Source organism: Carboxylicivirga linearis (genome assembly GCF_018271995.1).
Lineage (GTDB): Bacteria > Bacteroidota > Bacteroidia > Bacteroidales > Marinilabiliaceae > Carboxylicivirga > Carboxylicivirga linearis.
This window is the reverse complement of sequence record NZ_JAGUCO010000028.1, coordinates 42469-64586: the sequence shown is the minus strand read 5'-3', so window position 1 is coordinate 64586 and position 22118 is coordinate 42469. Positions and strand designations below refer to the sequence as shown.

General features: G+C 34.9%; 14 protein-coding genes and 1 riboswitch. Of the genes, 11 read left to right on the top strand and 3 right to left on the bottom strand.

Annotated elements, in window-relative coordinates; genetic code table 11:
* Positions 1–333: 333 nt before the first annotated feature.
* From KEM10_RS20920 to KEM10_RS20890, 7 genes are all read left to right on the top strand, one after another.
* Entirely contained in the window at positions 334–1383 is a 1050-nt protein-coding gene (locus KEM10_RS20920; protein WP_212219250.1) for a Gfo/Idh/MocA family oxidoreductase, read from the top strand.
* A 175-nt stretch (positions 1384–1558) separates the two neighbouring features.
* Positions 1559–7501, top strand: a complete 5943-nt coding sequence (locus tag KEM10_RS20915; protein WP_212219247.1) for a PAS domain S-box protein — start codon at positions 1559–1561, stop codon at positions 7499–7501.
* A gap of 35 nt (positions 7502–7536) precedes the next feature.
* Positions 7537–8676, top strand: coding sequence for a hybrid sensor histidine kinase/response regulator (locus KEM10_RS20910; protein WP_212219244.1), 1140 nt, complete (start codon positions 7537–7539; stop codon positions 8674–8676).
* A gap of 141 nt (positions 8677–8817) precedes the next feature.
* The gene (locus KEM10_RS20905; protein ID WP_212219241.1) at positions 8818–9762 is read left to right on the top strand and encodes a TRM11 family SAM-dependent methyltransferase; all 945 of its coding nucleotides are present in this window, start codon (positions 8818–8820) and stop codon (positions 9760–9762) included.
* A gap of 190 nt (positions 9763–9952) precedes the next feature.
* Complete coding sequence (locus KEM10_RS20900) at positions 9953–12250, top strand: SGNH/GDSL hydrolase family protein (RefSeq protein WP_212219238.1); 2298 nt, start codon at positions 9953–9955, stop codon at positions 12248–12250.
* A gap of 180 nt (positions 12251–12430) precedes the next feature.
* Positions 12431–12621: riboswitch (cobalamin riboswitch) on the top strand.
* A 93-nt stretch (positions 12622–12714) separates the two neighbouring features.
* Complete coding sequence (locus KEM10_RS20895) at positions 12715–13518, top strand: DUF4198 domain-containing protein (protein ID WP_212219235.1); 804 nt, start codon at positions 12715–12717, stop codon at positions 13516–13518.
* Positions 13519–13939: 421 nt separating this feature from the next.
* A complete protein-coding gene (locus tag KEM10_RS20890) occupies positions 13940–14914 on the top strand; it encodes a hypothetical protein (protein ID WP_212219232.1) in 975 nt (324 codons plus the stop codon).
* 24 nt (positions 14915–14938) lie between these two features.
* Here KEM10_RS20890 and KEM10_RS20885 read toward each other — a convergent pair whose 3' ends face one another.
* On the bottom strand, positions 14939–15781 hold the full coding sequence (locus tag KEM10_RS20885) for a helix-turn-helix domain-containing protein (RefSeq protein WP_212219229.1): 843 nt from the start codon (positions 15779–15781) through the stop codon (positions 14939–14941).
* Positions 15782–15958: 177 nt separating this feature from the next.
* Between KEM10_RS20885 and hxlB the strand changes: the two genes are divergently transcribed.
* From hxlB to KEM10_RS20870, 3 genes are all read left to right on the top strand, one after another.
* The gene (hxlB, locus tag KEM10_RS20880; protein WP_212219226.1) at positions 15959–16543 is read left to right on the top strand and encodes a 6-phospho-3-hexuloisomerase; all 585 of its coding nucleotides are present in this window, start codon (positions 15959–15961) and stop codon (positions 16541–16543) included.
* A 39-nt stretch (positions 16544–16582) separates the two neighbouring features.
* A complete protein-coding gene (gene hxlA, locus KEM10_RS20875; RefSeq protein WP_212219223.1) occupies positions 16583–17215 on the top strand; it encodes a 3-hexulose-6-phosphate synthase in 633 nt (210 codons plus the stop codon).
* A 175-nt stretch (positions 17216–17390) separates the two neighbouring features.
* On the top strand, positions 17391–18833 hold the full coding sequence (locus KEM10_RS20870) for an SDR family oxidoreductase (protein WP_212219220.1): 1443 nt from the start codon (positions 17391–17393) through the stop codon (positions 18831–18833).
* A gap of 13 nt (positions 18834–18846) precedes the next feature.
* Here the strand turns inward: KEM10_RS20870 and KEM10_RS20865 are convergent, their stop codons facing one another.
* A complete protein-coding gene (locus KEM10_RS20865) occupies positions 18847–19083 on the bottom strand; it encodes a hypothetical protein (protein ID WP_212219216.1) in 237 nt (78 codons plus the stop codon).
* Positions 19084–19212: 129 nt separating this feature from the next.
* Here KEM10_RS20865 and KEM10_RS20860 point away from each other — a divergent pair, with 129 nt between their 5' ends.
* The gene (locus KEM10_RS20860; protein ID WP_212219213.1) at positions 19213–19578 is read left to right on the top strand and encodes a winged helix-turn-helix transcriptional regulator; all 366 of its coding nucleotides are present in this window, start codon (positions 19213–19215) and stop codon (positions 19576–19578) included.
* 104 nt (positions 19579–19682) lie between these two features.
* On the opposite strand, the gene KEM10_RS20855 is transcribed toward KEM10_RS20860, so the two are convergent.
* Positions 19683–21914 (bottom strand): GH92 family glycosyl hydrolase, encoded by a 2232-nt coding sequence (locus KEM10_RS20855; RefSeq protein ID WP_212219210.1) that lies wholly within the window; start codon positions 21912–21914, stop codon positions 19683–19685.
* Positions 21915–22118: the final 204 nt, after the last annotated feature.

Below are 22118 nucleotides of genomic sequence, written 5' to 3'. Positions count from 1 at the left end.
ATCGCAATAGTTCACTATTACTCTAAAATTATTCATTGTAAATCAGTTCTTTATTTCAATCTGAGTTTTAAAATTTAAATCGAACTCAGGTTAATAGTTTGTTAGTTTTTAGACAGAAGGCAGTAGTTTGCTCTGGTGCTGAAAAAACTTTAACAGGCTAACAAATTATGAAATTAGAAAAGATGCTGTTCTCATTTGAGGGCAGCATTTTTTCTTTTGAAATGAAATATTTGCAATTAATCTATTTTTTCTGCCTGTTCAATATCAGCCTTCCGAACAGCTTGTTTTAGTTTGTTTTTAATCCGATATTGTAGAAAACAAAAATCCACAGCAATGAAAATCATCAAAACCGGAATAGCTTCTTATGGTATGTCTGGGCGCATATTTCATGGGCCTTCGTTAAAAGTTCTGGAAGATCAATTTGAAGTAGTTGGTGTTTTTGAGCGAACTAAAAAAGAGTCAGAATATTTATTCCCACAGGCTACTATTTATCGATCATTTTCTGAATTATTAGCTAATCCTGAAATAGAGCTGGTGATAGTAAATACTCCAGATCATCTTCATTACGGAATGACAAAAGAAGCTTTGCTGGCAGGGAAACATGTGGTGACCGAAAAGCCATTCACTTTATCAGTTGAAGAGGCTGATGAGTTAATAGAGCTGGCTAAAAAGCAAAATAAGGTGCTTTCAGTCTATCAAAACAGAAGGTATGATGGAAACTATAAAACAGTTAAGAAGATAATCGATCAGGGCTTATTGGGGCGTTTAGTTGAGTTGGAGATTCATTACGATCGATATAGAAAAGAGATTCGCGAAGGAAGCTGGAAAGAGGAGGGAGACGACAGAGTTGGTGTACTGTTTAATCTGGGAGCTCATTTGGTTGATCAGGTGGTACAATTGGTGGGAATGCCTGAAGCTGTTACAGCCAAACTGGCAAAAGTAAGAGATCGGTCGGTGGTGAATGATTATATGAATATACGATTGGATTATCCAAATCTGCAGGTTATTCTGCGATCGTCGTATCTGGTAAAATCACCGGGACCCATGTATACTTTAAATGGTGTAGAAGGCTCGTATTTGAAATTTGGTGGAGATCCACAGGAGGAATTATTGGATAAAGGGCAATTGCCAACAGGTGCCGATTGGGGAAAAGAAGCAGAAGGTAATTGGGGAACACTAGTGACGGATATTAATGGCGTAGAATATAAAGGTAAAATTGAAACCGAAGCAGGATGCTATCCTGATTTTTATCGCGATTTGTTTAAATGTATAGTTATGCGTGAATCTAATCCTGTTCCGGGAGAACAGGCTCGAGAAACTGTTCGGATATTAAATGCTGCTGTTGAAAGTCATTTAAAAGAAGTGACGAAAAAACTAACGTAATTTCGTTTGAAAGCATTATTGGTATTTGTGTTTTTAATAGAATTAAGTTGTTGTATAGTAGTTGATTTAAACTTGTTTAGATAAAAATTGTTTGTATAGATAAATCAGCAAATGAATTGTATCTTTGAGTAGCTATTGTATTTGGGGGATACAATGCAGTCTATTAAGCATTATTATGAAAGATCGGGGATTGAGTGAGCAGGAGTTATTAATCGAGATTGAAACTCTGAAAGCTGAAAACAGGGAGTTAAAGAAAAAGAGGGAGTTATTTGAGGATGCAATGATAAACTCGTTTGAACTCTTCACTCTTTTGACCTTGAATGAAAAGGTGGAATTTAAATATGTTAGTCCATCATGTGTAAATATTCTAAGCTACAAACCTAATGAGTTAATTGGTAAATCATATATTGATCTTATTCATCCTGCAGATCAGAAAAACTTTACAGAGCTACTACAATATTTTAGTGAAATAAATAAGGAGAATAGCAATGCATCAGATATATCTTCTCCCCAAAAAGAGATTGATTTAAGACTTAAAATTAAGAACGGAGACTATGTATTTCTACAGAGTAAATTTTCACTGCATAATAAATGTTTACTTATTGTTTCAAGGGATGTTACGGTTTTACGAAGAACGGAGAATGAATTAAAAAGGAAAGAACATTTTTTTTCTGAGTCGGGTAAAATAGCTAAAGTTGGTGCCTGGGAATTATTGTTTCCAGATATGGAGTTTATAATAACAGAAAATCTAAAAGCAATAATTGAAGTGCCAGCCAATGATAAGTTATTCCTTGAAGATATTTTTAAGCTAATGCATCCTGATGACATGATGCTTGCCCAAAATACTTGGCAGCAAGCTCTGATGGGTAAATCTTTTGATTTTCAGTATCGTATTCAAACCTTAAGTGGTAAAACTAAGTGGTTACATAATAAGGGTGTTAGTGAATATGAGAATGGGAAGATAATTAAAATAAAAGGGGTACTTCAGGATGTTACCGAATCGAAGTTGGCAGAAAATGAAATTCTAAAAATAAATAAAGAACTAAATGTATATAAAGAAGACCTTGAGAAACAGGTTGAAGAACGTACCCAGAAATTAACTCTGTTTTCAAAAGCCGTAGAAAGTAGTTTGGCTTGTATTATTATAACAGATAAAGAGGGAATTATAGAGTATGTAAATGAATCATTTGCTAAGACAACGGGTTACGAGGTAAAGGAAGTGATAGGTCAAAAACTTTCCTTTTTAAAATCAGGAGTTCATCCACAAGAATTTTATTATCAGTTATGGAATACTATCAATCAGGGTTTTACCTGGAAAGGTGATATTTGCAATAAAAAGAAGAATGGAGAATTGTTTTGGGAGTCAGCAATTATTTCACCTGTAAAAAATGCAGCTGATGAAATTACCCAATTTATTGCCATAAAGGAAGAAATAACTCAAAAACGAAAAGACAAGGAAGAGCTTGAAAAAGCAAATATGCTCTCATCAACCGCCTTAAAATTATCAAATACTGGTTATTGGTATGCTGATTTTGGAGCTGAACCACTTAAGTTGTTTGCCGCAGCCAAAACGCTTGTTATGTATGGTATGGATTCTTCTTATGAAGGAACCGGGATTGATGTCAATGTTTGGTTAAATGGTATTGCAGCTATTGATGCTAAAACAGCCGAGCAAGAACATAAAGCTTTAACATACGCTATTGAACATCGAGAAGCAAACTATGAACGAATTTATCCTTTTAAAAGAATTAATGATGGTAAGCTCGTTTGGTTCAAAGTTGTAGGGGAGAAATGGTATGACAAGACAGGCAAGCTGTTAAGAATGTATGGCTTTTCTCAGGACATAACCGAACAAGTTAGCAAAGAAAAAGAATTGATTGAATCACGCGAAAACTTACAGTCATTATTTGATAATATGACATCAGGTTTAACTGTAAGTGAGCTAATTCGAGATGGTCAGGGTAAAGCTATCGACTTTAGAATTAATAGTTGTAACAATGCCTATAAAAAGATCCATACTAATTTTTCGGATAATGACCTTGGTAAACTATTCAGCGAATTACATGATATATCTGAAATTGATTTAAATATTTTTGATCAAGTTGTTAAAACCCGTGTGCCATACGAGGCTGAAGTATATTCAGCTTCCATTGAAAAATTTCTGTCTCTGAGAGTGTTTCCCGATAATAAAGGACGCTTTTTTTCATTATTCGAAGATATTACAGAAAGAAAACAACAGGAATCAGAAATTATTGAATCGCGGGAGCAGTTTGAAATACTGTTTGAAAATATGGTAACTGGATTTGCTGAGAATGAAGTAATATTTGATGATGAAGGAAAGCCAATTGATATAAAAATTCTGAGATTTAATAGTGCCCTTAAGCAAATGGTTCCAACACTAACAGAGGATGTTAAGGGGAAGCTATTAAAAGATACTTCGATGCAGAGTTTACTCGATATTAATATGGTTGCCGAAGTTGCAAAAGGCGGAGTTCCAAAAAAACTGCAGTTTGAGAATAATAATCACCATTACAATCTAAATATCTTTTCACCTAAATTAAATCATTATGCTGTTTTGGTTGAAGATATTACCCAAAGGGTGAAACAAGAAGAAATATTACAAGCAAGTGAATTACGATTTCGAAATCTTTTCGAAAATGCACCTGTTGCCTACCATTCACTTGATAACAATGGGAAATATATCGATGTAAATAATTGGTATCTTAATTTACTCGGTTATAGTCGAGAAGAATTGATTGGTCGTTCATTTGGTGACTTATGGGTACAACCTACCAATGAAACCTTTGATAGTTGTGTTAATAGCTTAATGGATACCGGTTATGTTTCAACCGAACTGGTTTTACGAAAAAAAGATGGATCAGAACTTATTGTAATGCTCGATGGGCGGGTGCAAAATGATGAGGAAGGAAATGCGATAAGAATACATTGTATTCTGGTGGATATACATGAACGTAAAGAGCAGGAAACAAAAATCAAACAAAAGGAGCAGAATTTTCGAAACCTCTTTGAGCAAAATATGAATGCTATTTTCATTCTAAATGAAAATGGTTCTTTAATTCTGGATTGTAATAAAAAAGGAGTTAGCCTCTTTCATGCAGAAGCCAAAAACCAGCTAATTGATCGTTCGTTTATGTTATTTTTCCCGGAGATGCAATCCGATGGTGAAAAAACCAACATTAAAATAACTGATCATATAGAGGAGGCAAGGAAAAAGGGGCATTGTGAGAAGCACTATCAGTTAAAAGCCAATAATGATAGCTTGTTTGAATGTAATGTTAATTTGGCCTTAACCACTTACAATGAGCAAACGTGCGTTCTTTGTATGATAGATGACATTACAGAACGAAAAGCATTGGAAGAAAAGCTCAGAGAGAATGAGTTGCGCTGGCAGTTTTCTATTGAAGGAAGTAATATTGGTATTTGGGATTGGGATTTTGAATCGGGTAATGTGCATTTGTCAAAACAGTTATGTAATATTTTAGGATACGAAGAAGGTGAAGTTCCTTCTGATTGGTTAAAGGATTTAAGAATTATTCATCCCGAAGATCAGGATATTGTCCTAAATGGAATGCAGTATCATATAAAAAACAAAACAGATTTATATCAAAACGAGCATAGAGTAGTATGTAAAGATGGTTCTTATAAATGGGTACTAGATAGAGGAAAGGTTGTTAAATGGTCTGCGGATGGACAACCTAGCCGAGTTGTGGGAACCTATACTGATATTAGCGATGTGAAAAGGATGCAGGAAGAATTAGCGGAAGCTAAAAATGCAGCCGACTCCATTATTGATAATAATCCTAATCCGGTTGTTGTGGTTGATTTGCATACAAGTGAGTTATTAAGGTTTAACCCAGCTGCAAAAGAACTAATGAATTTATCAGGAGAGATTGATAATAAATTGTTCTCTGCTGAAGATAGTAGTATGATCATTTCAGCCGAAGATCAGGAAATGCTGATGACAAAACTAATGGAGCAAGGAGCGGTTATCAATGCCGAATTACAGTTATACGACCAGGTTAGTAACGAAAAACGTGAAAGCCTTATATCATTGCAACCTATACGTTACGAATCCAGAGATTGTGCTGTTGCAGCAATGCTTGATATAACTGAATTAAAGCAGTTTCAGAATGAATTGAAACAGCAAACTGAAATGCGACAAATATTGATTGATATATCTTCGAACTATATCAATATTGATATTAGTAAATTAGGTGAAGCAATAAATAATGCGCTGGATAGGATAGGTACCTTTATTGATTCAAGCAGAATTACGGTATATGAGTATAATAAAGATATTACGTACTGTAGCATAAGGTATCAGTGGTGTAATGAAGGAGTACCTCAGATAAAAGGGCCGGTGCAAGATTTTCCGGTACTGCAAATAATGCCTGAGTGGCTTGAAAAACAAAAGAGAAATGAAATCAATTATTATCCCGACGTTCGAAAGATAAAAAATGAGCAATTACGGTCACACCTGGTAAATGCGGGATTTAAAGGTATACTCAGCATTCCAATGATTAGTGGGAATAGATTAATAGGGTTTGTAAGTTTTGATGCCTTAAATAAAACCAGAAATTATTCCGTTCAGGAAATAGAACTACTTCAACTTTTTTGTCAAATACTGATTAATATTAATAATAGAAAGGAGTATGAGAATCAGATTTTGATTGAAAAAGAGCGGGCTCAGACAGCCAATAAAGCAAAAAGCTCTTTTTTAGCAAATATGAGTCACGAAATTCGCACTCCAATGAATGCAATTATCGGATTCTCTGAAATATTAGCAAAGAAGGTTGAAGATTCAACGTTGGAGAATTACGTTAATTCTATTCATTCAAGTAGTAAAACTTTGTTGAAATTGATTAATGATATTTTGGATCTTTCTAAAATTGAGGCCGGCAAATTTCAACTTAATTACGAAGCTGTAAAACTAGCCAATCTCTTTATTGATATTGAGATGTTATTTCAACACAAAGCCAAAGAAAAAGGATTAAACCTAAATGTAAGTATATCGGAAAATATACCTCAAGGATTAATGTTGGATGAACTTCGACTAAATCAAGTGCTTATCAATGTTGTAAGTAATGCCCTTAAATTCACACATAAAGGATTTGTTAAGCTAAATGCAGATGCCAAAAGAATTACTTCTAAAAATCTTACACTTGTAATAACAATTGAGGATACAGGAGTTGGTATTGCAAAAGATAAACTGGATATAATCTTTGAAGATTTTAAGCAGCAAGATGAGTCAATATCGAGGCACTATGGAGGAACAGGATTAGGACTAGGTATCTCAAAAAGAATTATTCATTTATTTAATGGAGATTTAAAGGTAGAAAGTGAAGCAGGAAAGGGAAGTAAGTTTATAATTGAAATACCTGATGTTGAAATAACCGAAGAGCTAATAACAGCTGAAGATGAAAAAATAGTAAACGGTGACATAAAATTTGAGCGAGCCAAAATACTAATTGTTGATGATGTAAAAAGTAATCGCGACTTATTGGCTAGTCATTTACAACTGCTTGGATTTGATGTTTATGAAGCTGAAAACGGAGCAAGTGGTTTTGCCCAGGCAGTAGAGTTGAATCCGGCATTAATTTTTATGGATATTCGAATGCCGGGTGAAGATGGAAATGAGGTGACTGAAAGATTGAAAGCAAATGCCGAAACCAGCCATATACCTATTGTTGCCTGCACGGCATCAGTACTGGAATCACCCGAAAAAATAGTGTTGTCCGATGATTTTAATGCAACTCTTACAAAGCCAATACTCACCGAAGAATTGATTAATATTTTGGTGCAATACTTTAAATATGAAGATGTAGATGATGAGGTACATTTAGAAGGTTCAGCTGTTTTAACATCTGAGAGTGTTGATTATTTAAAAAAACAATTAGATGATGTTTGGAAGCAGGCTAAATTACGCAAGACAGTGAAAGGGCAAAAAATTATTGCCGATATTATTATAAAAGCCGGGAATGAAATTAATAGTCATAATTTAGAACTTTTGGGAATTGAATTTAAGGCCGCTATTTCATCTTTTAATTTGAAAAAGGTACATGAAATTTTGAATAAACTGGAAAGTATTCTGGGGTAGCAGAAAAGTATGGGGAATTTGTAAAAGTATTTAAAATGGGGAGGATATTAATTGTTGATGATAATCCTAAAAACATTCAATTATTGGGGAATGTTCTAACTGAAAATAATTTTGAGGTTGAGTATGTATTGAATGGAGAGGATGCTTTGGATATGCTTGAATCCGAAAGTTTTGATCTGATATTAATGGATATAATGATGCCCGGAATGGATGGGTTTGAGACTTGTCAAAAGATCAAACAATCTAAGGCTAAAGATATTCCTTTGATCTTTTTGACAGCAATGAATGAAAATGAAAGCATTTCAAAAGGATTTGAGGTTGGTGGCGTTGATTATTTATCAAAACCATTTAATACCCCGGAACTTCTTGCCAGAATCACAACTCATATTGCTCTCAAACAAAGTAAAGATGAATTACAAGATTTAAATCAATCATTAGAAAGAAAAGTAGAAAAGCGAACTGAGGAATTAGTTGTTGTAAATGATAAGTTATCCAGAGCAAATAAGGATCTGTCTGAATTGGACCAGTCAAAGAACGAGTTTCTTAGCATTATCAATCATGAAATACGAACTCCGCTGAATGGAATTATCGGCTTTGTAAATGTAATTAAGGCGACTATTAAAGATGAGGTCATTCTTGAAATGATTAATCAGCTAGATGAATCGTGCAAGCGTTTGGAAGCATTTTCGTTTCAAGCTCTGGATATATCAAATTTAAGCTCCAGAGGTCAGAAAGCCTTGAATTTGGTAAAAGCAGATATTAACAACTTGATTAACCAGGTTGTGGATTCTCAAGCAGAGAAACTAAATGCTAAAAATATTGAGTTGGATTATAAAGTTGAAAACAAAGAGTTAAATGTGGACATGAAATATTTCACACTTTGTATAAGTATTATCCTTGCGAATGCGATTCAACATTCTTCCCCCAATAGTAAAATAATCTTGTCAGGAAGTACTTCTGATCATTTATACTCATTATCAATAAAAGATGAAGGGAATGGATTTCCTGATTTATTACTTCAAAAAGGAATAAAAGCCTTTATCTCAACTCATATTGATGGAAATCCAGGTCTTGAATTATACCTTTCAAAGTTAATTGCTGAAAATCATCAAGGGCATTTAAATATAAGAAATGACAATGGAGCTGTGGTTGAAATTCAACTCCCTTTAAACTAAAAAGTAAAAGTATAGCTTATGGTTTTATTGTAAACTCTTACTTTTAACCTTTAGTGAAAAAAGTTTTGTGTATAAAATTGATTAGCTGATAAGTCAAAAACAAAGCAATCATATTCCATAGATTAAACAATAAAGGAATAAATGCAGAGACCCAATTATATTTACACTTTTATATATGACAATTACGAAAGTGAGTTATGTAAGTTAGAATCTAGATCTATCTTCGGAAAGGAAGAAAGCAATAAAATGCTTTTATCTTCCCAAAAAATAGAACCATCTAGTAGTGCTTTCATCAGAAAAAGGCTTGATGTTAAATTGTCTTCCGATAATTATGAGACTTTAATTCAGGAAATTAAAAAAGAAGCGATTTGTGTTGATGGCTTTAAAGTTGAATATGTTGTACTTGAAGGTGACCCAACTGTTTATAAAAAAAGGCTCGAGAAATTAAAAGATATTGGGTACAGTATTGACGGAGATCCTGATTATTATAATCCAACTGTAACCTACGGTTTATGCAATTATCAAGGAGTTTGGCACTTTGGAGTCTTGATTAAAAATAACTTTTCATGGAACGAACACAAGAAAAAGCCTTTTTCGTACAGTAATTCTATCAATATAAATATTGCGAAAGCACTCGTTAATATTGCATCTAACGCCGATCGATCAAAAAAGCTACTGGATGCATGTTGTGGTGTTGGTACCATTATGTTAGAAGCATGTTATGCAGGTTATAATATCGAGGGGTGTGATATTAACTGGAAGGTGTGCCGGCAGTCACGCGAAAATATTGCTTACTTCGGTTACTCTGCAAATGTTTATCGATCCGACATAAAGGATATTGCTCATAATTATGATGCCGCCATTATTGATTTGCCATACAATGTATTTAGTTCGGCAGATGACAGTACTTTCAAATATATTATAGAATCGGCCATGCAGGTTGCCCATCGATTGGTAATTGTATCAATAACTGATATTACAGAAATCATTAGTAATGCGGGGTTAGAATTAATAGATTGTTGTAATGTTGGTAAAAGTGGAAAGGTTAAGTTCACGCGTAAGATTTGGGTTTGTAATAAAGAGTGATTTCTGCGATTGAAATAGAGAATTAGCGGGCAATTATATTGAGCTATAAGCCCTCATGGAATTTTCTGTAGTTTCCAAAATAAGAGGTGCAACTGTCGAATATTTAGGATTTTGGGTTGCGTAATTTTGAAGAAACAATTTTTAAAGTTTCTCAAATTAGTTAATTTAGGTTACCCTAAATTCAATTAATATGAAAAACAAATCCAAAAGTAATAAGGTCTGGTTATTCAGAATTTTATCCATTTCGTTTTCACTGCTTTTAATTTTGTTGTTTGAATTAATACTAAGGTTGGTCGGGTACGGTCATAACTATGATCTTTTTGTAGAAAGCGAAACATATCCTGATTACTATGTGATGAATGATTTCGCTTCGGAGAAATTTTTCATGAGTGAAGAGCAGGCTACTATAGGATATTATGAGCCATTTTTAAAAGAAAAGTCAAAAGATACCTATCGGATTTTTGTGTTAGGAGAATCAACAACAGTAGGTTTTCCTTATGGATTTAATGGATCTTTTCATCGTTGGCTTAAGTATCGGCTAATGTTTACATTTCCTGATGTTAATTTTGAAATTATAAACCTATCGTTAACCGCCGTTAATTCATATACTATAGCCGATTTTGCTGAAGAGCTTGTTGATTACGATCCTGATGCGGTTTTAATTTATGTTGGTCATAACGAGTATTACGGAGCGCTGGGCGTTGGTTCCACATTGAAAGTCGGCAATAACCCAAAGATTGTAAAAAGCATTATCAGATTAAGAGAGTTAAAATTATTTCAATTAGTATATAATATTGTTGATGGGTTTGGGGATAAGGATGATAAAATTTCTGAGAAAAGCTTGATGCAACATATGCCTGCTGATAAAAAGATTGCCTATGAGTCAGAAAAATATTGGCAGGCCATTGATCAATTCAAGTATAATATAAATCTTACTTTGGAGGTTTTGAATGAAGAGGCTATTCCTGTCTTTATTAGTAATTTGGTGAGTAACGAAAAGGATTTAAAACCATTTATCAGTGATGCTGATTCAGAATATTCAGCCTTAAAAAGTTTTGAAAGGGCTTGGGAATTCTATAACAATAATGACTTTAAAGAGGCGAAAAAGCTGTTTGTAAAAGCTAAAGAATACGATTTGTTGAGGTTCAGAGCTCCAGAAGGAATAAATGAGGAAATTAAGAAGATAGCTAACTCATATAATCATGTGGAGTTTGTTGATGCGAAATCACGTTTTGAACAGGCCTCTCCGCATGGTATTATAGGAAATGAAACCTTATTGGAGCATGTACATCCTAATTTATATGGTTATGCATTGCTATCAGATGCCTTTTTTAATAAAATAAAAGAGAATCAACTTGTTGATAAAGATTGGAGTGCAGCGATGAGCTTTGAGCAGTTATTGGATGAAATGCCGGTTAATGAAGTAGATTCACTGAAAGGAGCTTATCAAATTGATTATATGTTGAATGAATGGCCTTTTACTAACAATCCCAAACCAAAGCAAAACTTAATTGATGCTAAAAGTGAATTGCAAAAAGATGTATTAAAATACACTCTTGGTGAAACTTCGTGGGATAAAGTTCAGGGAAAACTTTATACTTCGGAGCTAAAAAGGGGAAATAAAAAGGAGGCATTAAAAATAAGTGAAGCTTTTGCTTTGATAAATCCATTAGAAGCAAGTTTTTTAAAGAAGGCAGCCTTATTAAGTATGAATGCCCAAAATATGGTAAAGGCAGCATTTTATTATTCCAAAGAATTTAAGCTACATCCAACAGTTGCCGGAGCACAACAGTTGTCAGAGTCGTATACACAACTTGACATGCCGGAAGAGGCACTAAAATATTATAATTACATAGTTGCAGCTAGCGATAATGGTGAGCAATTCGCTGATAAAATAAATGTTCTTAAAGAAATAGTTAAGAAAAAGAAAGACTTAAAATCAAATGACGATCATATTGATATATTAAACAAATTAGCCTGGGATTATATACAATTACGAAATACTGAATTAGCAAGGAAGTATTTTTTAATGGCATTGAGCATAGATTCAAAAAACAAAGAAACCGTTCAGATAGGCCAAATTTTATCTCAGGAATTAAAGGAGGGTGAATTAGCCAATGAGTTTTTTGATGATATTGAAAAGGAGAAGACAAAAAATTACGAATTTATTAATACGGATTGCGGAACTTTTAAGGTTGGAAAATTTAAATACCAGATGCCTGATGGTACTTTTATGATTATCGAAAGAGATCCAGACTTTCAATATGAATACTACAAAGGGACAACAACGAAATATAAACTTAAATGGCTGGATGATTGTCGGTACTCACTCTCGATGATTGAAACAAATAGCAAAAGTATGCGCGCAGCAAAAGGTCAGGTTTTTATCACCAATATATATGAGACTGGTGTCGATTTTTACAAGTTTGTAAGTGTTATACAAGGTCAGGAATTAAAAATTGATGGTGTTGTTTATTTAGCTGAATAAAGATAACGTTTTGAATTTTAAGTGTGTGAAGTTTAAACGCATTACAGATGTAGGAGCCAATTATGAAATTATAAAGAAGTATATAAAAGCCGGAACTGTATATCAGCTTAATAAATAATCTGTTACTTTTTAATTAATCCACAGAGTGTAAAATATCGGATAATATTCTATTTGGGTCAAAAATCTTTCTTTACTTTTGGTCTTGATATTCGGTTCTTATCGATTAAAAGGGAATCCTGTGTAATTCAGGAACTATCCCCGTAGCTGTAAGTTCTACTAAGTGTTTTATCATCTCTGCCACTAACCATTAGCGTTGGGAAGGCGATAAAACAGGAACAAGTCAGAAGACCTGCCGAATACAAGTATCGTAGCTTTCGGGAGAAAGGCATAAGATAATAGTTGGCAATTGTTATTCTATTCTCATCTCTTAAGCTGCATTTTTTAAACCAATTAATAAGTATCTGATGAGAATTTTATTGACAGTTGCAGCCATTGTTTTGTCTTTGAATAGCTTTACAGCTAAGGCACATGTTCCTTTTTTAAAACCAAACCAATTTATCATTCTTCATAATCGCTTACAGATTGAATCTTCGTTTACCGAATTTCCTTTTCAAGCTGATTTTGCCATGGTAGCTCCATCTTACATCATGTTTGGTCCTAAACAAGAGCAAATTGAGCTTAAACCAACTGCCAAAACAAGTGCTGCCTGTTATTTAGAACCTGAAATTTCGTTGGAAGGTACATATCGTATTCATGCTGCTTTACGCAAAGGACCTAAATATAAGGCTATAGAAACGGCAGAAGGGAAATTGTATTTTTCCGATGATATTAAGAATCATACGGGAACCATGACCACACTTCAGTATTATAGCAGTGCTGATACATATTTGATGAAAGGCAAACCTAATTATGAACCTACATTAGTTAGCAAAGGGGTGGAAATAATACCATTATCATCTCCCAATAAGATAATTGTGGATCAAGAAAATTCGTTCAAAGTTTATCAGGATGGAAGACCTGTTGCTGATACCCGTATTGTGGTAGTTTATAACAATGAGCATTACGATAAAAAACGAATTGGTGATTTATACGACGTAGAAAATTCTCGCGATAGTAATATTTATACTAATGATAATGGAGTATTTAGTTTTACGGCAAAGAAAGCCGGCTTGGTGTTATTATTTGTGACCATCCATACAAAAAATGATGATGGTTATTGGGAAAGTTACAATACTTCGTTAACACTCGAGGTTAATTTGCCATCATAGTGACGGGTGGTTGGAATAGTTAAAAATACTAACTGGCTTTACTAGCTTTTGATGCGAGTAATGGTGTTCGCAATTTGCAGCTTGTTCGTATCTAGTATTTCCTTTATCATTCTCTAATGATTTTTCAAATTTGACGATTTTGTATCCTCCCCAAACAATAATAGGAAGAAGTAAATAATATTTTATCATGGCGATTTTATTTATTGTTTGATAACAAATGTAGAGAGCTGTAGGAAGGATCTAAAACGGCTATTTCAAAGAGGTTGAAGCTAATTATGGATATTCAATAAAAAATAGCTGGTATATAAGTAGAAGTACTGTTGATTCTTCTTGCAATTTGCAATAATCCGTTGGATAAATTCTATATTTACGGATAATTGCAAATAATAATACTTCAATTATTGATTTATCATTCATTAAAATGGAGATTCAACAGAAGCTTTTTGATGAGATTAAGAATAATTTAGAGCCTAATTTACGATTAGCTGATGTAATTGGTGATTTGTTACAGATTAGTTCCGACTCAACTTACCGACGTATTAGAGGTGATAAGGAATTATCGTTAAGTGAGCTGAAATTATTGTGTTCGCATTTTGGTATTTCGCTCGATCATTTAATGAATCATCGGGTTGATTCAATTCCGTTTAATTATACTCCATTGAGTTTTGGTTCTTCTGATGCATATGAGAAGTATATGAATCGTTTAGCTCAGCTTTATATTGCATTAGCAAAAAGTGGTAAAGCCGAATGTAAGATAACTGCACAGGATGTTCCTGTTTTTCATTTTTTGCCTTACACTGAGCTTACCTTCTTTAAAGTGTATGCTCTTTTTCGGAGTTTAACCAACGAAGTAATTACTTATGAGGCTTTTGTTAAGCAATTGGATAAGGATAAGCTTGAAACAACTTATCATTCAATTGTTGATTCCTTCTTACAAATTCCATCTACTGAAATATGGAGTGATCACACCATTGAACCTATCCTTAATTTGATAAGTTATTATAACGATATTGGTAGTTTCGAATCCAATGAAAACGCATTGCTTTTGGTTGAGCAATTGCAAAGTATGGTAAAAGATATTGAGCAAAAAACTCAGGTTGCATCCAAAGTATATAAAGGAATAGCTACGCCTTTTAATTTCTATCTGAGTCCGGTGGATATGCAAAATGACTTTATTCAAATGAAAAGCCCTAAGGGGACAACTACATCCATTAAACTTTTTACCATCAATGCCATTTTTACAACTGATCAGGCTTTTAATGAAGAAACCGAAAGGTGGATTGATAACACTAAAATAAAATCGATGCAGCTGAGTGGAACATCAGAACGTGAACGATTCCGATTCTTCAACCAGCTAAAAAGTAAAGTGCAAAAGCTGAAAACTGAGTTTGAATAATCAATATACAAACTCAATTCTTTATTAATTTATTAAAGTATTGTCTTGCTTCTGCACATGCTCTTTTACACTTTGCTGAAATTCTTGCGGAGTTTGTTTGGTTAACTGTTTAAAAAAACGACTGAAGTAAGAACTGTCTTTAAATCCCAGGTTAAAACCAATTTCTTTAATGGTGTTTTCACTATGAATAATTTGCCGTTTGGCTTCCAGTACCACACGATCGTGAATCAACTGCATGGCTGTTTTATTCAGTTTTTCTTTTAATATCTGATTTAATCGTTTGGCACTGATGCCTAATTTATCGGCATAAAACTCGGCTGTGCGTTCCTCCAAATAATTCATTTCAAGTAAAAGCATAAATTCGTAAATACGCTTTTCGTTAATATCCTGCTTGGTAAAATGTTGCTCCTTAAGCTCGATTAATTTAAGAAGAAATACTTTTAGCAAGGCTTTTATCATCACCAATTGGCTTTCTTCTTTTTGGTATTCTTCCATAAGAAGATCAAAAACCGAAGCCAGTCCTTTGGCACTTTGCTCGTTTACCTGAAGGCATGAAAATTCGCCCTGAATATTAAACATGCGAAATATATCAAGAATAAATTCCTTTAAATCGCCTTCGACTAACTCACGTTTAAAAGATATTAGAATACCCTTTTTACCTGCTTTATTTAACTGATGTACGCGGTAAGGAGGAATCAGATAAATCCAATCTCCACGCAATGTTTGAAATGAATGTTGAGGTATATGTAAAGCATCCTCATCGTATAGCCAAACAATTTCAAAAAATTCTCTTCTTGCCGGATCGTCTAAATAAGAAGGTGGACAATTATCTAAATTGCGGATGTAAATAACTTGATTTTCTAACATGATCTTTCCCCTTTATCGTGACTTGAAATATAGCTTATTTCCATATTGTACCACAAAAATATCAGAATATCCAATAGGTAGTATGGATATGGGCAAATTATACCATACAACTATCAAATAGTATACTTCAGCATCTTTTTTTCTGTTCTAGTTTTGCAATGTAATAATATGAAGGCTATGGAATATACAGATACATTAACACAAAAAGAGGGGGTTCAACAAGCGTTGGGAATGATTATTTCAGAACATCAACAACTGTTTAGTCATATTGAGTTGAATGAGATATCGGAAATCGAAAATTCCATTAAAAAAGCAAAATCCATATTTTTATTGGGAGCCGGACGTACCGGGTTTATGATTAATGCAGCTGCAATGCGATTGATGCATTTAGGATTCAATGTTCATGTAGTGGGTGAAACAACTAGTCCTGCAATTACAGAGGGCGATTTATTGATTGCCGGATCGGGTTCGGGAACTACATCAAATATCGTAAAGGCAGCTGAAACAGCTCGTAAATGTGGAGCGGAAATTATAAGCTTTACAACTAATCCGGCGTCGCCACTTGCAGTATTATCTGCTCATCGAATCATTATCCCTGCTGCCGGAAAGCAACAACTGAATAAAACTGTTTCACATCAATATGCCGGAAGTTTATTCGAACAATCCTTTTTGTTGCTTTTCGATGCTATCATTCAGCATTTATGGCAGGAGTCGGGTGTAAGCCGCGATGACTTATGGAAGCGTCATACCAATATGGAATAGATAATTATTGATTAAAAAACAAATAAACATTTAAATATTATGGCAAAATTACAAGTAGCAATTGATCTGCTAAAAACCGAAGATGCAATTGCATTAGCAACAAAAGTGGCACCTTATATCGATATTATTGAGTTGGGTACTCCACTTATTAAGAGTGAAGGCTTGCGTGCTATTACAGCAATGAAAAAGGCTTTCCCTGATAAAAAAGTATTTGCTGATTTTAAAACAGCTGATGCGGGTGCATTAGAAGCTGAAATGGCTTTTCAGGCAGGTGCCGATTACATCACTATTTTAGGATCGGTTGATGATGCAACCATTGCCGGAGCAGTTGCTAAAGCTAAAGAATATAATAAAGGTGTGGTAGTAGATACCATTGGAATTCCAGACCGTGTTAAAAGAGCACAGGAAGTTATTGAACTTGGAGTAGAGTTTGTGGAGTTGCATGCAGGTTTGGATGAGCAAGCTAAAGACGGTTATTCTATTCAGGTATTGATTGATGAAGCCGCAAGAGCCGGTGTTCCGGTATCTATCGCCGGAGGAGTTAACTTAAGTAGCATCGAAGCAGTTAAAAATTCAGGAGCCGTTGTCGCTGTTGCCGGAGGCGCAATTTATGGAGCTGAAGATCCTGCTGCTGCAGCAAAAGCATTGAAAGTTGCATTAAGTGCAGCTTAATAAATACCCTTTCCCCAAAGGAGTATAGTTTGAAAGCCCTGAAGTAATTCCGGGCTTTTTTGTGTCAGATCTGCCTTTTAGATAGTTTACTTATTGTATTGATTTATATTTTATTGACAATTGTTTTTTAGTAACTTATTCAATGAATGATTGTTTAATAAATAAATCATGTAATATGAAAGTTCTGCTAACTGGTGCTACTGGATATATTGGCAAGCGCTTATTACCAATTTTGGTTGATAAGGGATATAATGTGGTATGCTGCGTCAGAGATCGTAAGAAGTTTCATCCCGAAAAATCATTATTTGAAAAGATTGAAGTAATTGAGCTTGACTTGACTCGGAAAGAGACTCTGGTTACTATTCCTAAAGATATTGACATTGCGTATTATCTGGTTCATTCAATGTCTTCATCCAAAAATTATAGTGAGTTGGAGAAGCAGTCTGCTATTAACTTTCGCGAATATTTACGTAAGACACAAGTAATGCAGGTTATTTATCTGAGTGGAATTGTTAATTCGCAAACGTTATCAAAACATCTCTCATCACGAAAATCGGTCGAAATAGAGTTAGGTAAAGGTAAATATGCTTTAACAACGGTTCGTGCTGGAATTATTATTGGTTCAGGTAGTGCTTCTTTTGAAATTATTCGAGATTTGGTTGAGAAATTACCTGTAATGATTACGCCCCGTTGGCTTAAAACCAAATGTCAACCCATAGGTATTACTGATGTAATTACTATTCTTACCGGGGTTATTGATAAAAAAGAATTATTTAATAGCAGTTTTGATATAGGAGGAAACGAAATTCTGACCTATAAAGAGATGTTGTTGAAATTTGCCGAAGTTCGGGGGCTGAAGAGATATATTTGGACTGTTCCGGTAATGACACCCAAATTATCTTCTTATTGGTTGTATTTTGTGACTTCTACTTCATACAAGCTGGCTGTTTCGTTGGTTGACAGCATGAAGGTTGAGGTGGTAGCAAAAGATGATGCAATTAATCGATTATTAGAACTAGAACCACTTTCTTACAAAGAATGTATTCAACGGGCTTTTAAAAAGATTGAACAAAATGAAATTGTTTCCAGCTGGAAGGATTCAACCATTAGTGGACGAATGAACTTTATGATTTCGGATTATATACGTGTGCCTCAATATGGATGTTTTAAAGATATTAGAAAAAAGCAGGTGTCTGATGAGAGTGCTTGTATTGAAAATATTTGGCGACTGGGAGGTGAAACCGGTTGGTATTATGGAAACTGGTTATGGAAGTTAAGAGGCATAATGGATAAAATGGCTGGAGGCGTTGGTTTACGGAGGGGACGCACTAATGTGAATAGTATTAATGCTGGAGATACATTGGATTTTTGGAGAGTACTATATGCTGATAAAGAGGAGAAACGATTATTGTTACTAGCCGAAATGAAATTACCCGGAGAAGCATGGCTCGAATTTCGGATAGAAGAAGATACCCTTATACAAACAGCCACTTTTCGCCCGAAAGGATTAACCGGAAGATTATATTGGTATTCCGTATTACCTTTTCATGGTTTTATTTTTCGTGGGTTGATAAACGCATTAGTGAAATTGAGATATAACCCGAAAATAATTAGTTAAATTTTTTCGGTTATTAGACAGATTTTGTTTTGTCTGCTTCTATCACAGAAACTGTGTTATTCGCAAGGTATCTCGAACCAATAAATTGACCAATTATGGCAACAACAATAAACAATGGAATCCATATTTTAGGAGTATCTAACCAAATGCGTAAGGGAATAAGAACTGGTATAGAGGCATGAATAAGAAGCCACCAGGGTAGTGTCATTTTTTTAAATTTAGCTCTCCACCTGCCAAGAAACAGATTCATAATTAATGATACTAGTGACACAATCGCAATATTCATTTCTCCTTTGCTTGAATTTCTACAAATTAAACAGTTTATTCTTTTACTTTTGCTAAAGTATTCTTTTTGTAACCGGTTACTTATTTGAAACTAATGACGTATACTAAATGTTCCGGATCTGGTGATTGTAATGGATTTTTCCTGCCACTCAATGATTTAATGGGCGTGTTGAATGGAAAGTGGAAGATGAGGTTAATCCTTTGTTTAAGCTCAGAACCTAAGCGTTTTAATGAAATGAAAAAATGTCATGGAATATCTCCACGAATTCTTTCAAAGGAATTAAAGGATCTGGAAATTAATGGTGTTGTGCTTCGAACAGAACTAAATGATAACTTAAAATCAGTAGAATATTCTTTAACCGATGCAGGTAAGGAATTAGTGTCAATTATTCTTCAGCTACAAAAATGGGGTACAACACATAGGCAAAATGTTCTTGAGGAGAATGATAGATTAAAATAGATATGAAAGTAAAAGCCGCTCCCAGATAAGGAAGCGGCTTTATTATTCTGTAATTGCTATAAGTTTAACTGCTGATTTTTGCCTGTAAACTGTTAAGCTAGATGTTATTTAAGCCAAATCTTTAATTTACCACCTTTCACAATGTCATTGTGACTGATAAAATAACTTTTAAGTGGTTGGCCATTTAATTCCATCTTTTCAATAGTTGAAGCTTTTCTGTTTGTCTTCACTGTTTCGATGATAAAGTTTTTGCCGCTGTAAAAGCCCGAATCTAGTTCAATGGTAATCTCATCGAAATAAGGACTGCAGATAGTGTATTGAGGAACAGCCGGAGCATCAGGGTAAATTCCCATCATGGCAAAAGCCAGCCAGGCCGACATGGTTCCGGTATCGTCGTTTCCTGGTATTCCTCCCGGAGTGTTTGAGTAATCGTGATCCACAATTTTCCGAACTTCTTTTTGCGTACGCCACTCTTCACCTTTCACATAATTAAAAAGGAAAGCATAACCCATATCCGGCTCGTTATCGGGTTCGTAAAGTCCATTGTCGAATACACTTTGCAATTTGTCAACAAACTTTTTATTGCCACCGTTCAGTTTGATCAAACCTTTTGCATCATAAGGAACCATAAATGAATAATGCCATGAGGTTCCTTCGATAAAACCGGTTACGGGCTTAAAATTAGCTCCGTCCATGGGCGAGAAAGGGGCAAACCAGCTACCATCACTCATGCGTGGACGCATCACACCTTCGCCTTTGTCGTACATGTTTTTGTAATATCCGGCACGTTTCATAAAGGTTTTATAGGTTGATGTCTGCCCGAGTTCTTTTGCCATCTGTGCAATAGCAAAGTCAGCAGCACCATATTCCAAGGTTGTTGAAACCGATCCGTCAAATTCTTCCTGAACAGGTATGTATTGATGCTTTAGATATTCGTTCAACTCCGGACGCAACGGATTATTCTCTGTTTGAGTGGCACTTTTTAGCATAGCTTCCATGGCCATCTCAGTATCAAAATCGCGGATGCCTCGCATGTAAGTATCGCTAATCACAACGGCCGCAGGATCACCCACCATTGTAAAAGTTTCGGTGGAATTTAGTTCCCATTTAGGCAACCAGCCATTTTCTTTATACATATCAATCATCGAACGAACCATTCCCAATTGTTCATCAGGGTATACTAAACTCATTAATTGATGCATGTTGCGATAAGTGTCCCATAAAGAGAAAACAGTGTAACGAGTTCCATCCGTGTGACCAATTTTACCTGAGCCAACAGTTGGGTATTCACCGTTTATGTCATTCAAAGTGTTGGGATGAATATGTGTGTGATATAATGCAGTGTAGAAAATGGTTTTCTGATCTTCAGTTCCACCTTTTACTTTGATGCGCGAAAGTGTTTCATTCCATTTATTGTAGGCTTCGGTACGAATCTCGTTAAAATGCTTGTTGGCAATCTCTTTATGAAGGTTCTCACGGGCATTTTCGATGCTTACATAACTAACGCCCACTTGCACTTCAACTTCTGTTTCCTTATCGAAATGATAAGTAAAATAAGCACCGATACTGTCGCCAACTAAAGGCTTGGTATATTCCTTCATCAAACGAGTTTTACCATTGTAACCCATCCAGTTTCCTTCCACACCATTATAGTGAGGAGGTTTTTTCCAGGTACCAAAGGTATCCGCTTTTTTATCTAACTTAATTACAAAATAAACCGGATAAATCTCTTCCGGACTGTTGTAACAAAACGATCCAACGGTTCTGAATCCTTCAACCTCGTTATTGGATGTAATGCGCAAATAACCGTCTTGCTCGTTGGTCAATCCTAATCCTAAATTTAATAGGACATTGGCCTGACCAGCAGGGAAAGTATATCGGTTGACAGCGCTGCGTACACTAGCTGTTACTTCTGTTTTGATGTCGTAACGAGTCAGTTTATTGGAATAATAACCCGGTTCGGCTTCTTCATCGCTATAGCTGGTGGCATATTCACCAGGGCTTGTTTTAAGCTCTCCGGTTGTGGGCATAAGAATGATGGTTCCCAAATCAGGGCATCCCACACCAGAAAGATTAACATGACTAAAACCCGTAAATGTTTCATTTACGTTAGAGTAGGGGGTACTCCACCAATCACTGTCCTTCTCGTGTTTGTTGGGACGACCAGATACATTAAATGGAACAGCCGAAATCATTCCGCGAGGCACAATGGCCCCCGGGTTTGTGGTCCCGTAATTATCGCTACCGATAAAAGGATTCACATAGTCGGCCGGGTTTTGAGCACTTACAGAACTCAAGAGGCCAACTGCTGTTATGATGGTTAATATTCGTTTCATATTTGAATTTTTTTCTAATTAATCCCTAACCCCCGAATGGGAGGTTGAAGGGGTGAATTCGTATTAGATTTTATTCAACCTCTCTGAGGTTGTGTACAATATCTTATTCTCATAAGCTATAAATATGTATCTCCTCTGGAGATATTTAGTTCCTGTTGTTTATCAGTATTTTTGCTTTTTCAGCAAAATAATCATCTCGATACT